This is a genomic window from Acinetobacter vivianii (assembly GCF_014635885.1).
In the GTDB taxonomy this organism is placed as follows: domain Bacteria; phylum Pseudomonadota; class Gammaproteobacteria; order Pseudomonadales; family Moraxellaceae; genus Acinetobacter; species Acinetobacter vivianii.
The window spans coordinates 422,729-436,141 of record NZ_BMDR01000002.1 but is presented as its reverse complement, the minus strand read 5'-3'; the positions used below and the strand labels follow the sequence as shown (position 1 = coordinate 436,141).

Here is a 13,413-nt window from a genome sequence, read left to right as displayed (position 1 = left end):
CACAAAAATATATAAAACCAAATATTTTTACTATTATTTAGTAAAGTAAGATTAGCACAAAAGAGGATTATAATCCCCTAAAATATTAATTGAAATTACGATGTCTTAAATTTGGAGTTATGTTTTTATGTCTAAATTCCCAGATGACTACCGAATGACGCCTGAAGAAATTGAAGAATTACGTCAAGATACTAAGAATGCCCAGAAATCAGCTGCATATTTAGCATTGCTAAGCCAGATAAAACCATTCGACTTATCAAAAGTAAAACAGCTACAAGATGTTGAGCAGGAAAAAACAGAAAAGATGAAATGAAAGCTTAAAAGACCTCATTTCGCAATTCAAAAAGACAGGAGTACAAAAACACGAAAGCTCGGACATATCTTGCCGAGCCTCGGAATTGGGGTTGCCTAATCTTATAGGTACTCCCTAGTGACCAAGGCTATACCACTTTCATTTCTCAGTCAAATGTACAGATGATGTATGAAATTAATTGTTATTGAAAATAGAACGATCTCTTGCTCAAGCTTTAGGTAATAAAGTTTGAGGTTCAACTTCAAGCATGTGTGCAATTTCATAAAGCTTAAGAACTGTGATATTGACTTCACCCCGTTCAATTCGACCAAGATAACTACGATCAATATTACAAAGTAATGCTAATTTCTCTTGGGTAATTTTTTGATCGACCCTGCATGTGCGAATCGCATGTCCAATTTTTTGTGCTAAATCGTTCATAAGTTCTATTCCCATAAAGAATAGAACTATTCATTTTTGAGGACTAAGTATCCACGGCTTATAATCCTCATTTAGATTTAAATAACTTATGACACTCCAATTTCTGGATTTTTTTAAAGACTGAATTCAGGTAGTGCAATAAGAAAAATACTACTTTTTATTAGGAACATCATTGCATCGATTATATTTTATTCTTCAAAATCAAAAATCGTTTTATCCAACCACATATTCAAAATTTCTTTTGGTGTATATTTACTCCACTTTTGATCACTTTCAATAATATAAGTGTTTATAAATAATTCTTCTTCAGAAAAAACCCAATTATTTGGAAGATTTCTTGAATATAATACAGGATAATTTTTTTTAATTAGCTTTTCAAAATCTAAAGAAATTTTTTGTTTATAAATATTATTTACTTTAAAAAAATCTTTATTATTTTTTGATTTTTCAATTATATACAAATCTGCAGCTGTCTCCCTAGCACATTTACTTAAAATATTATGTATAACTTCCAAGTTGAAATTTCGACTCAATCTTAAAACTTCAAAATCAAATGCATTATTTTTCAACCAGGATATTGAATTTTTCTCACAAACTAAACTGACTAACTTATAAACTTCATTAAACCTTTTATTTAAAATAAAATTTTCAACTTCTTTAACATCATCAATAGTTAATTTAGTTTTTAAAATTTCTGAATAAACATTTGACATCCAACTTTCAATACTATCAAACTCATCAGGAACAACAATCTGACAATGATAGTTGAAATTTAACTTCAAATAATTCTTTAATTCTTCTTTTAACTGTTCCTCTATCATATTTTTTTCTTGCATAGATAAAGTATAAAGTTCTAATTGTCTTGTGTGACAAAAGTTGCAATACTCTAATTCTTTTATATACCCCTTTTCTATAATATTTTTTATTAAATATTGACTTTCTGAATAGTTCAATGCTGATAAAGCTCGCCACTCTGAAGGAAAATTATTTTTATAATTTTCAATTAGAATATATAAGTAAATTCTTTCTATATAACTTAGCTTAATTAATTCTTGGCTTCCTCCATCTACTCTACAATTATGATTTTTAATATCAGAAATTAAGGAGTTAACTTTTTTATTATTTCTAACTTTCCTACAATCATAACAAATAAAAATCTCATTTAATATTGTAATTTTTGAATTTTTAAAATGAGCTCTATCCTCAATACTAAATTCAATATAACACTTTTTACAATCTTTTAACCTTCTAACAAATAGTCTCCCTGCATTGATAATTTTTTTTGTAAGATCTGTATAATCATCCAAATTATATTTATATATTAGTGACTTAGCCGTAAAAACAAAATCAAATTTTATAGTATCTTTAAAAAGCCAGTAATCTTGTAGCAATTCTTTGTTTGCATCATTTTTCTCTACAATCTCTAAAAGAATTCTTTCCATTTTTTATAACATCCTTTTAATTTTAGTACATACCAATAGTATATATACTTTTATAAAATTAAATAAAATCATAGATATACATTAAAAAGTATAAATAATAGGGTTATATTAAACAATCAGCATTCTCTGAGCGATCACCTAAGCTCGCGGCCCAATTCACCTTTTTGGTAATTTCAGGACGTTCATCATGCCAAAGTTTCTTGAGTTCGGCGACCAATAAATCATGTCCAGTACGCGTAATTAAATTAGATTTCATAGGCTTAAAAATACGTTAAAACAACATTCCACTTACAAGTTTTTGCATTGTATTCCTTATTTCGCCACGACTAAAGTGTATAAATTTTATTCTTTTTCGAAATCATGTATTTGTGATGCAATTCTCATATTTTTTTAGTCCAAAATTTGACAATCACATTTTTGACGCTTAATATGCGCGCCTAAGTTTGTTTTTGTCTATTTTTTGTACGCCTTATAAATGTTGTGAAACATTTGCGTCTTTTTTTCCTTTAATCAATGTCATTTTGAATGACGTTCATGATTTGCCCACCCCTTATTGAATTTATCAACTTTTAAAAGTTAAGGCAGTGTATTGCTGAACTTTTAGGGCATAAATTACCTGTAGCGGAGACAACATGCACAGTAATTCAAGTTCTGGGTCTAGGCCTAGCCTTAACTCTTTATCTTCCACGCTCCCGTTTCAAGCATTAGCTTTAACTATTGCGGCTTTACCTTTCAACAGCTTGAATGCAGAAAAATCGCATCAATACAACACTGTTGTAACCACCAATGTCCTTACTGTCGTTGCAGTTGAAAGTCCAACTACAGTATTTAACGATGGTCAATTTTTACATGGCTTTGGCTATGACCTAGCGCGTAACTATGCGCAAAGCCTAAATGTAAAACTTGATTTTAAAACTGTCCCAGACAATGCCACTGCATTGAAATGGGTTGCTCAGGGCAAAGCTAATCTTGCCATGACCACAGCAAACCTCGCTGCAATTGAAAACAAACAACTTGTTTCTTTTTCAGCAAGCTGTGGCGATCAGGCCAGCCTGAGCAAAAATGGTTTAAATCCTGAATTAAACTGGGTATTTAAACAGGCAGATGATCCACTGACCTTAACGGCGAGTGGTTATGTATGTCAGAGTAAGCAGACGGGTACGACCCAACAGCTGGCTTCATTTTATAATCGTAATGTTGTGAAACCAGAATCATGGTCAACAATTCAGAAAGATCTGAAACAACGCTTACCGATTTATAAAGCTAGCTTTAAACAAAGTGCATCTAGATACAATTTAGATTGGCACTTACTCGCAGCGATTGGCTATCAGGAGTCTTATCTTAAACCGACCTCAGTCTCTCCCACTGGTGTTCGTGGTTTAATGATGTTGACCAATAACACAGCTCGAGCCATGGGTGTGAGTAATCGTTCTGATCCGAACCAAAGTATTCAAGGCGGTGCCAAATATTTTGATTTGATGCTAGACCAGTTCTCTAACGTTCCTTACCCAGATCGCAACTGGTATGCATTGGTGGCTTATAATATGGGCCCTGGCGCAGTCAGCCAGATCCAGAAGCGTATCCGTGCCCAAGGCAAAGATCCGAATCAATGGGTGAACTTATACGATCACTTGCAGCGCAATCAGGCGCGTAATGGTCGTTATAAGCAAGCGCTACAATATGTCACGCGTATTCGTACTTATTTAGAGCACATCAAAACCAATAGTCGTATTGATGTCTAAATTTAAGGCAATAAAAAAGCTTACCTGAGGGTAAGCTTTTTTATATAAAAAGAATTTAAGCAGTTTGCTCAAGTACTTTCTTGAATAAATCTTTTTGCTCTTGGCTTGGCTTCGCTGTTTGTAAAGCCATAAGCTGAGACATATCACCTTGAACCTTGATTTTACCAGTCATGAATGCTTGCATTGCAGCAGCCATGTCAAACTCAAGGAATACTTTACGTAAAGTTTCAGCATCCATGTTCAAAGTTGTTTTAGCATTTGAAGATAAACCTTTTTGGATTTTACCCGCATCTAAAGCTAACTCTGTATTACCAGCTGCATCTGTTACAACCAAGTTAATCGCTAAATTCGCAAGCGCAGGTGGCAAGTTTAAATCACCAGCTTCAGCAGTAAGTTTTTCAACAGTTGCAAACCAATCATCAGTTAAAAATGCAGCCATGATTATTCCTCAAATGTATTTGTTCAATTTCTTGTGTCATCTATCCAGACGACATCTCATGAAGCAATTTGCTTGTGCCCTGTTATAGCATGTAATTTTTATTTTAGGCTATGATTTTTTGTACGCGGGATTCAATTTTTAAATTTTTTATAAAAAAAAGGTACTTAACCAGTACCTTTTCAAAAAGTTTTACACTTTACTCTGCTGCAAAACTCAGGTTGACCACATCAAGACGGTTCTTCATCTCTTCTGGATCCTTCATATCAAACTCGCGTTGACCATCTAAAGCTTCAAAGTCGAATAACTCACGGTCTGCCAGTTGCGATGGAGAAACGTTCTGTAACGCACCGAAAATGCTGTGCAGACGTTTTGGATGTTGCTTGTCCCATTCACGTAACATGTCATTGATAATGGCACGCTGTAAGTTTTCTTGTGAACCACACAAATTACATGGAATGATCGGGAACTGACGTAATTCAGCATACTTGATGATGTCCTTCTCTTCGACATAAGCCAAAGGACGGATCAGGATATTCTTTTTATCAGAAGATAGAAGTTTTGGCGGCATCGCTTTCAAACTGCCACCATGGAATAAATTCAAAAAGAATGTTGCCATGATGTCATCGCGATGGTGACCCAACGCCACTTTAGTCGCGCCGATTTCCTGTGCAAAGCCATAGAGTGAGCCACGGCGTAAACGTGAGCATACCGCGCAATACGTCTTACCTTCAGGCGTTAAACGCTTGGTAATGGTATAGGTATCTTTTTCCAGAATGTAATATGGAATATTGTTCTCTTCCATATAACGTGGCAAGACATCTTCAGGGAAACCTGGCTGTTTCTGATCTAGATTGACCGCCACAACATCAAAGTTAATTGGCGCAATACGCTTGAATTGCAACAAGATATCAAGCATGGTATAGCTGTCTTTACCGCCAGACACGCAGACCATGACCTTGTCACCCTCTTCGATCATGTTGTAATCACGAATTGCATGCCCCACCTGACGACGAAGTTTTTTCAACAGGCGATAATACGCCGAACTTGTCGGAAGCTCTGGCTTGAAATTAAATCCTTGGTTGGACTCCACTGGCGCGTACATAGACGTGATTTACTCATAAACAAAAATACCGCGCGATTTTATCTCATTCCGAAAAAATGCGCATCTAAAGAATTTTTCAATTTCTTTCAATCGTCATATTTCAGTTTCATACTGGTAAAATTCTGATCAAAATAATCCAGAATGGCCTAGATCGCTTATATTTCAAACTTTTCCACAGTTGTCCACAAAAGCTGTGGATAAATTTGTGGATTTCTTAGCTATTGACAAACTGCTTTTATCTTAAAATAAGGCTTCCCATTAGATTGATCATTTTTTAACCAATCATTTTATACAATTAAAATCAATAACTTATATAAGTCAAGACTTACTTTTTAAAAAAAATATTTTAATTTTTTTTGCTGAACATTCGAACAAATTGACTTGATTTTTGTCTGACACTAAAAAATAAAAAAATTGTAGCAAAAGATCTTTTTTTACATTTTTTTGTTAAACTGCCACATGAAACTTATGCTCATCCTTTCGCGAATATTATAACGATGAACAAAACAACTTATTTTTTTGCTGTTTGCTTGGGAACAATCGGTTTTTTTAATGGTACAGCATCAAGTTATGCTGGGCAGACGATTTATCAATTTAAAGATGATAATGGTACAACGCTACTCACCAATAAGAAGAAAGCAGAGTACAGTCATTTAAAAGTCGTTAAAGCAACTTATTATCCCGACAGTAATATTCATAGCTATAGTAACTGGGGTGCAAGTGAAGCCTCTGTACTGCCAAGCTATAGTCGCAATAAAAATGCATTTGACCAACTGATCCGTCAGGCCGCTCAACAGCACGGTATTTCTGAGGGCTTAATCAAAGCGGTCATGCATACCGAGTCTGGATTTAATATCAAGGCTCGCTCTCCTGTGGGCGCTCAGGGTCTCATGCAGCTTATGCCTGCAACAGCGCGCCGATTTAATGTCAGTAATGCTTATGATCCTCAACAAAACATTTTTGGTGGTGCCAAGTATCTAAGCTGGTTACTGAAACGTTTTAATGGTAATACCCAATTGGCCATTGCTGCCTATAATGCGGGTGAAGGCAATGTGGATAAATATGGCGGCATTCCCCCATTTCGCGAAACGCAAGATTATGTCCGTCGCGTCACCAGCCGTTATCAGAACCTCTATGCTTCTGGCTTAGGCACTTTTACAGATTCAAGTAACACTAGCCAAGTACTGGCTCAATCAGCCAATTACAGCTCATCATCGAATAATATTGCTGAACCGCCCCCAGCACCCAAACAATATAACCGTCAGATCATTACCCTTGCAGATGGAACCTTTACCGATGCCCCATCTGGTACCTATACCACCACCAATGCCACTGCATCGGCCCGAATACGTCTCAGTGATTAACAATTCAGGCCATCCATTCTCATAGAATGATTTTGCTTGCTATTTTTTATACAAAACAGCTTTTAAGTCCCTGTTTCACAGCCAGTTCATAATTTTATTGGCTAAATGTATCTACGCCCATTTTTTTCTTGAATTTTTAGGGTTCGCCCTGCATATTAGCGTTATGATTTATAATTTATAAATCAGATCACTTTTTCTCTATAAGAGGGTTTTCTCAATGATGCGGATTGGTTTGTTCTTGCTAACCAACCTCGCGGTACTGGTTGTAGCTGGCATTATCTTGTCACTCTTCGGTGTCGGTAGTTACCATGGCGCGGGTGGCTTGAATCTAGGCAACCTACTGGTCGTCTGTTTTGTCTTTGGTATGGTGGGTTCTATTATTTCCCTATTCATGTCGAAGTGGATGGCTAAAAAAACCACTGGGACAGAATTAATTGACCCAAATGCACCCCGTAGTCAAGCAGAAGCTTGGTTATTACAAGAAGTGGCGCAATTATCTCAACGTGCAGGTATTAACATGCCTGAAGTGGGTATTTTCCCTTCTTACCAATCCAATGCATTTGCGACAGGTTGGAATAAAAATGATGCTTTGGTAGCTGTTTCAACAGGTCTACTCGAGCGTATGAACAAAGATGAACTTCGTGCTGTACTGGCTCACGAAATTGGTCACGTTGCAAATGGTGACATGGTTACCCTTGCGCTGATCCAAGGTGTCGTCAACGCCTTCGTGATGTTCTTTGCACGTATTGCAGGTGACTTCATCGACCGTAACGTATTTGGTCGTGAAGATGGTGAAGCACCAGGTCTTGCTTATTTTGCCATTACGATTGTACTCGACATCGTATTCGGTATTTTGGCTTCTACCATCGTGATGTGGTTCTCTCGTCAACGTGAATATCGCGCAGACGAAGCTGGCGCACGTTTAGCTGGTAAACAGGCCATGATTTCTGCACTACTTCGCTTACAAGCAGAGTCAGAAATGCCAGATCAAATGCCGAAAGAAATGAAAGCATTTGCGATTACGGAAGGTAAGGAACAAGGCTTTAGCTTAGCGGCTTTATTCCAGACCCACCCAACCATTGAACAACGTGTTGCTGCATTACAGCAATTAAACGTTCAATAATCAGTATCAGATAAACGATAAAGCCTCCACAATGGAGGCTTTATTTTTGCCTAATCATCTAGTGCGATTGGAAGGATTGATAAAATTGCCACAGATAACTAAAGCCAGCCCACACCGCCAGCACCAGTAAAATCACCACTGCAATTCCCAATAGATCTGGAATTCGTAACCAGATCCAGCTCACCACCGGATTACGCCAAAAGGCAGAAGTTTTCTGTTTTTGCTCAAGTGACTCATGTAGAAATGGATGAACCACATGAATATCGCTGTGTACCTGATATTCATCACGAATATGTGCATGCACAATCTCAAGCGTCTTGCGGCTCGGACGTATAAATACGTCAAATACGGTCCCGACAATCGGTACGAAACCAACCAGCATATCCATGATCGCCAGTTTCACCACGCCTTTGAGCTTATGTTGCGGGACACCCACTTCTCTGGCTTTTTTAAAGGCATATAAAGTCAGGATAAAACCAGCAATATCTCCAGCAAATGGAATGGTGCTCAATGCAGCATCCGCCCCAACGCCCTGCTTGGTAAATGGTATGCGAACCAAGCTGTCCATAGTATTGGCGAATTTTGCCAAATCACGCTCGACCGCGATGGCTTGCTGCTGAGTTAGTTTTTTTTGTTCTGGATAATCAGTCATTCACTCAACCTAAAAACGATGTTTATCCTTGAGAATAAAGTAGTTTTTAGGTTTTGTCGGTACAATTATTATTACTGCCTAGAATAAAATCATCGAGGCGATAAATAAGTAAACGATTACCCCTGTTGCATCACAAATCGAAGTCACCAGAGGCGCTGAAGCACTGGCTGGATCAAGCCCTGCTTTATTTAAAATAAAAGGTAAGCTCATCCCGATCAGACAACCCATCAACACAATTCCCATCATACTTAATGCAAGAACTAGAGCCACCATTTCGTCACCACGGAAATAACCCAATAGCGAAACAGCCACCGCCATAGTTCCACCCAGACACAGAGCCACCAGACTTTCCCGCCCCAGTAACGAGAACCAGTCTTTAAATTGAACATCTCCTGTTGCCAAAGCACGTACCATCAATGTGGAAGATTGGGAACCCGCGTTTCCGCCACTCCCCACCAGCAATGGCAAGAAGAATACCAGTACCAGATTCTGCGCAATGACATCTTCATAATGCGCAATCCCGATCCCAGACAATAAACTTCCAAACACCAAGAAAACCAGCCAGAACACGCGTTTCTGGTAAAGCTGTAAAATCGGCGCAGATTTAATACTGAGTTTGGATGATGCATCAACCGCCCCGACTTTTAAGAAGTCTTCGGTGGCCTCTTCACTGGCAACATCCATCGCATCATCGTAGGTCACGATCCCGACCATCATGTCATGGTGGTCAATAATTGGTAGTGCCAATAGATCATAACGTGCAATGGTTTTGGCGACTTCATCCTGATCGGTATCGACATACGCGGTCAGAACATTGGTTTCCATCAACTCATTAATATTCTGCTCTTCAGCCGCCAGAATTAGCTGTTTAAGAGATAAAACCCCAAGGATTTTTCTGGCCTGATCCAACACATAGGCAAAATAAATTGTTTCAGTATCTGGCGCTTCCAGACGCAACATTTTAATCGCATCTTTCACGGTGATATTGGGCTTGAGCGTGGCGTATTCAGAACTCATAATCGCCCCTGCTGTTCCTTCCAGATAAGAAGAAAGCTGGCGAATATCTTCCCTTTCAGCCTGAGCTAAAGCAGGCAATAAGGTATTTTGTTGCTCCTGATCCAGACACTTGAACACATCGGCACGCTTATCCGAAGACATCTCGCCAATAATCTCTGCCAGAATATGTCTCGGCATGGCTTTGGCAAGTTTGACCTGTTCATTGGGTGGAAGATAAGAAAAAACGTAAGCACGCTCAGGTAAATGGGTGAGCAATAGTTGGCTTTGCTCTACAGAGAGCTGGGTTAAGACATCGGCAATATCCACTGCCCGAAATGTCTGTACAGATGCGAGTGCAAGTTCAATATGATTATTTTTGAGCGCGTCGCTTAATAGATATAAAAAATTATTGTAGCTCATGTCAGCCTCTTCACTACAAATGATCTGCAATGAAGAACTACAAGCAGCTTATTGGTTTACTGCTAAATAGAAAGCTTCATGCAGATTTTGATGAATATAAAAATGTGTAATCTGGGATAAATTACAACTCTGCGTGTCCATTTAGGCAATCAAACCTCATTAGACCGTTTATACGGCACGGCAATACTACAAATTTTTTTTAATATTCTCAACTTACTCAACAAAAATGAACAATTCCTGTCTCATCTTGATCAATGAATCATTCATTTCTGTTGAGGTACTGAAGCCATTTTATTTAATCGCTTCAACTTTTTGTTTAGGCTTAAACCAACTGGTTACCAGTACATACATAAAAGGAATGAAGATCAGTACCAGTATCGTACCAAAAACAACCCCACCAAATACGCTATAACCAATTGCCTGTCGGCTCAACGCGCCCGCACCGCTCGAAAACATAAGCGGAATGACACCTGCACCAAAGGCAATCGAGGTCATCAAAATTGGACGTAGGCGTAAGCCTGCTGCACGTAAGGCGGCTTCCAACGGCGCTTGGCCCTGTTGTTGCAGACTAGCTGCGAACTCAACCATTAAAATGGCATTTTTACATGACAAACCAATCGTGGTGAGTAAGGCAATCTGGAAATAAATATCGTTGGCAAACCCAAACAGATAACTGAATAAAATCGTTCCGCCGACACCTAAAGGGATTGCAGCCATCACCACAGATGGAATTGACCAACTTTCATACAGTGCTGCAAGACACAGGAAAATAAAGGCGACAGAAATGAGATAGAGCCAGATCGCCTGATTACTTGATTCCTGTTCCTGATAAGATAATCCGCTCCACGCCAATCCGACATCAGGCATTTTATCGACTAGTCCCTGAATGGCCTGCATCCCTTGTCCACTACTGAAACCATTGGCTGCATCCGCTTCTGCACTAATTGCTGGATAACCCATAAAACGTTCTAGCATTGGTGGGGCACCTTGCCATCCAATCTGACTAAACTGTGAAAATGGCACCATTTGCCCATTGGCATTTTTCACATACCAGTCATTGAGATCTTCTGGCTTAGAACGATATGGTGCATCACCTTGTAAATACACACGCTTGATCCGACCACGATCAATAAAGTCATTGATATAGCTACCGCTCCAGGCCGTCGATAAGGTGCGATTGATGTCACTGACATTCAGTCCATGGATCATTGCCGCTTTATGATCAATCTTGATATTCAAAACCGCCTGATCGTCGTTGCCTTTTTTATCCAGATTGTCAACGGAATCCAGTGCATTGCCCTGTTGCTGTAAATCCTGAAAAGAAGATAACAGACTTGGTCTACCTAAGCCTTTGGTATCCTGTAGCCAAAAATCGATCTTATCCGAGTTACCTAATCCGCGAATCACAGAAGGCATCAATACCATAATGCGCGCCTGATTATTCTGCGAAAAATACTTCATTGCACGCGCACGAATTTGCTGGGCACTATTTTCCGCACCCTTTCGATCATCCCAATGTTTTAATGAAACAAAGGCCTGTCCAAGATTTTGTCCAGTTCCCGAAAAATTGCGTCCATGAATCACCATCACCCCATTTAAGTTAGCCTTTTCATGTTCGAGAAAATAGTCGGAAATGTATTTGCCTACTTCTTCCGTTTTACTCATCGGTGTCCCTTCTGGTAAACGGAACTGCACTCCTAAAGTTCCCTGATCTTCTTGAGGTAAAAAGCTGGTTGGCAACTCACGATAGACCCAGACAAAACCGCCAATCAGGATTGCAATACCAATCAAGGAAATACTTTTTACACTGATGACTTTCTTAGACACGTTCAGATAACGTGTTTTGATATAGTCGAGCCCATTATTAAACATAACCGCCCAACGCGCTTGCTTATGTTGGGGTTTCAGCAAAATGGCACACAAAGCTGGTGTCAGGATCAAGGCCACCAATAAAGACAGTCCCATAGCAACCACTAAGGTAATGGAGAACTGTCGATAAATAATGCCTGTCGCACCACTAAAAAAGGACATCGGGATAAAAACGGCGGTCAGCACTAAGGTAATCCCGACCAATGCACCACTAATTTCTTGCATGGATTGAATAGAAGCCTCTTTGGCACTGAGCTGCTGTTCGTGCATGAGACGTTCAACGTTCTCAACCACAACAATCGCATCATCAACCAGCAAACCAATCGCCAGCACCATGGCAAATAAGGTCAGTGTATTAATACTCATGCCTAAAACAGCCAATACCGCAAAAGTGCCTAAAATCACTACAGGAACGGTGATTGCGGGGATCAAGGTCGCACGCCAGTTTTGCAAAAAGATGAACATTACCAGCACCACCAGACCGATGGCTTCAATCAGGGTGGACACCACTTGTGACATAGATTCTTTAACGAATGGCGTGTCATCCCGTGGATACATCACGAAATAGCCTTCTGGTAAGGTTTTTTCCAGACGGGCAACTTCTTTATACACCGCATCGGCGACCTGCGTCATATTGGCGCCAACACTCAAAGACAGTGAAAGACCAGACCCAGGATAACCATTCAAACGGTTAAAAACCTGATAATTTTCTGCCCCGATCTCAACACGCGCGACATCTTTTAAATAGATAAAACTGCCATCACTATTAGCTTTAATAATAATATTTTCAAATTGCTCAGGCGTTCGAAGTAACGAGCCTGCAGTGACTTTGGCATTCAAGTATTGATCACTTGCTGCAGGTAAATCGCCAATCGCACCAGCAGCCACTTGCGTATTCTGATTTTCGATCGCAGTTCGGACATCACTGACTTGAAGCTGATAACGTTCCAGTCGTTGCGGGTCCAACCAGATCCGCATGGCATATGGCGAACCAAATACACTGACTTCGCCAATCCCTTCGATCCGGCTCAGATTCAGTTCAAAATTATTGGTAATATAATCTGAAATATCAAGATTGGTTGATCGACCAGATTTGTCACCGACCCCAATCACCAAAAATGAATCACTCAAGGACTTACGAACATTGACGCCTTGTCGTTGAACATCATCGGGAAGACGGTTAATCGCCCCATTGACTGCATTTTGTACCTGAACCTGTGCCTGATCAGGATCGGTACCTTGCTCAAAGAACAAACTGATTCGGCTATTACCACTGGCATCACTGCTAGAACTAAAATAGAGCAGATGATCAATGCCTTTAATTTGTTGTTCTAGAACCTGCGTCACACTATCTTCAACCGCTTGGGCATCGGCACCACTATAGTTAGCCGCAACAGTAATTCGGGGAGGAGCAATATCGGGATAACGTTCTACTGGCAAATTCAAAATTGCAAATAGGCCAACAGCCATCACAATAATTGCCAGTACAGTCGCAAAGATAGGACGATGAATAAAAAACTTAGATAGCATG

11 protein-coding genes and 1 pseudogene are annotated in these 13,413 nt (G+C 39.4%); 4 read left to right on the top strand and 8 right to left on the bottom strand.

Annotated elements, in window-relative coordinates; genetic code table 11:
* Positions 1-127: 127 nt before the first annotated feature.
* Positions 128-313 carry a hypothetical protein gene (locus tag IEV36_RS05785; protein WP_005259136.1) on the top strand — a complete coding sequence of 62 codons (186 nt, stop codon included), beginning with the start codon at positions 128-130 and terminating at the stop codon, positions 311-313.
* A 207-nt stretch (positions 314-520) separates the two neighbouring features.
* Here IEV36_RS05785 and IEV36_RS05780 read toward each other — a convergent pair whose 3' ends face one another.
* From IEV36_RS05780 to IEV36_RS05770, 3 genes and pseudogenes are all read right to left on the bottom strand, one after another.
* Complete coding sequence (locus tag IEV36_RS05780; protein WP_005005256.1) at positions 521-733, bottom strand: helix-turn-helix domain-containing protein; 213 nt, start codon at positions 731-733, stop codon at positions 521-523.
* A 188-nt stretch (positions 734-921) separates the two neighbouring features.
* Complete coding sequence (locus IEV36_RS05775; RefSeq protein ID WP_005259138.1) at positions 922-2,175, bottom strand: hypothetical protein; 1,254 nt, start codon at positions 2,173-2,175, stop codon at positions 922-924.
* 115 nt (positions 2,176-2,290) lie between these two features.
* A pseudogene (locus IEV36_RS05770) lies at positions 2,291-2,431 on the bottom strand (transcription elongation factor GreAB); the annotation flags it as partial.
* A gap of 376 nt (positions 2,432-2,807) precedes the next feature.
* Between IEV36_RS05770 and IEV36_RS05765 the strand changes: the two are divergent.
* Positions 2,808-3,917 carry a transglycosylase SLT domain-containing protein gene (locus tag IEV36_RS05765; RefSeq protein WP_005259142.1) on the top strand — a complete coding sequence of 370 codons (1,110 nt, stop codon included), beginning with the start codon at positions 2,808-2,810 and terminating at the stop codon, positions 3,915-3,917.
* A gap of 55 nt (positions 3,918-3,972) precedes the next feature.
* Here IEV36_RS05765 and IEV36_RS05760 read toward each other — a convergent pair whose 3' ends face one another.
* Both IEV36_RS05760 and ttcA read right to left on the bottom strand, forming a co-directional pair.
* Entirely contained in the window at positions 3,973-4,356 is a 384-nt protein-coding gene (locus tag IEV36_RS05760; RefSeq protein WP_004651955.1) for an SCP2 sterol-binding domain-containing protein, read from the bottom strand.
* 196 nt (positions 4,357-4,552) lie between these two features.
* Positions 4,553-5,458: a tRNA 2-thiocytidine(32) synthetase TtcA gene (gene ttcA / locus IEV36_RS05755; protein ID WP_004774851.1), complete on the bottom strand. Its 906-nt coding sequence runs from the start codon at positions 5,456-5,458 to the stop codon at positions 4,553-4,555.
* 497 nt (positions 5,459-5,955) lie between these two features.
* Between ttcA and IEV36_RS05750 the strand changes: the two genes are divergently transcribed.
* Together IEV36_RS05750 and htpX are read left to right on the top strand one after the other, a co-directional pair.
* Positions 5,956-6,822 carry a lytic transglycosylase domain-containing protein gene (locus IEV36_RS05750; protein ID WP_005259144.1) on the top strand — a complete coding sequence of 289 codons (867 nt, stop codon included), beginning with the start codon at positions 5,956-5,958 and terminating at the stop codon, positions 6,820-6,822.
* 217 nt (positions 6,823-7,039) lie between these two features.
* The gene (htpX, locus tag IEV36_RS05745; protein ID WP_005259145.1) at positions 7,040-7,945 is read left to right on the top strand and encodes a protease HtpX; all 906 of its coding nucleotides are present in this window, start codon (positions 7,040-7,042) and stop codon (positions 7,943-7,945) included.
* Between the two features lie 58 nt (positions 7,946-8,003).
* On the opposite strand, the gene IEV36_RS05740 is transcribed toward htpX, so the two are convergent.
* The 3 genes from IEV36_RS05740 to IEV36_RS05730 form a co-directional block, all read right to left on the bottom strand.
* Positions 8,004-8,597 carry a DUF4112 domain-containing protein gene (locus tag IEV36_RS05740; protein WP_005259146.1) on the bottom strand — a complete coding sequence of 198 codons (594 nt, stop codon included), beginning with the start codon at positions 8,595-8,597 and terminating at the stop codon, positions 8,004-8,006.
* A gap of 78 nt (positions 8,598-8,675) precedes the next feature.
* Complete coding sequence (gene mgtE / locus IEV36_RS05735) at positions 8,676-10,013, bottom strand: magnesium transporter (RefSeq protein ID WP_005259147.1); 1,338 nt, start codon at positions 10,011-10,013, stop codon at positions 8,676-8,678.
* A 291-nt stretch (positions 10,014-10,304) separates the two neighbouring features.
* Positions 10,305-13,412 (bottom strand): efflux RND transporter permease subunit, encoded by a 3,108-nt coding sequence (locus tag IEV36_RS05730; protein WP_005259148.1) that lies wholly within the window; start codon positions 13,410-13,412, stop codon positions 10,305-10,307.
* Position 13,413 lies beyond the last annotated feature (1 nt).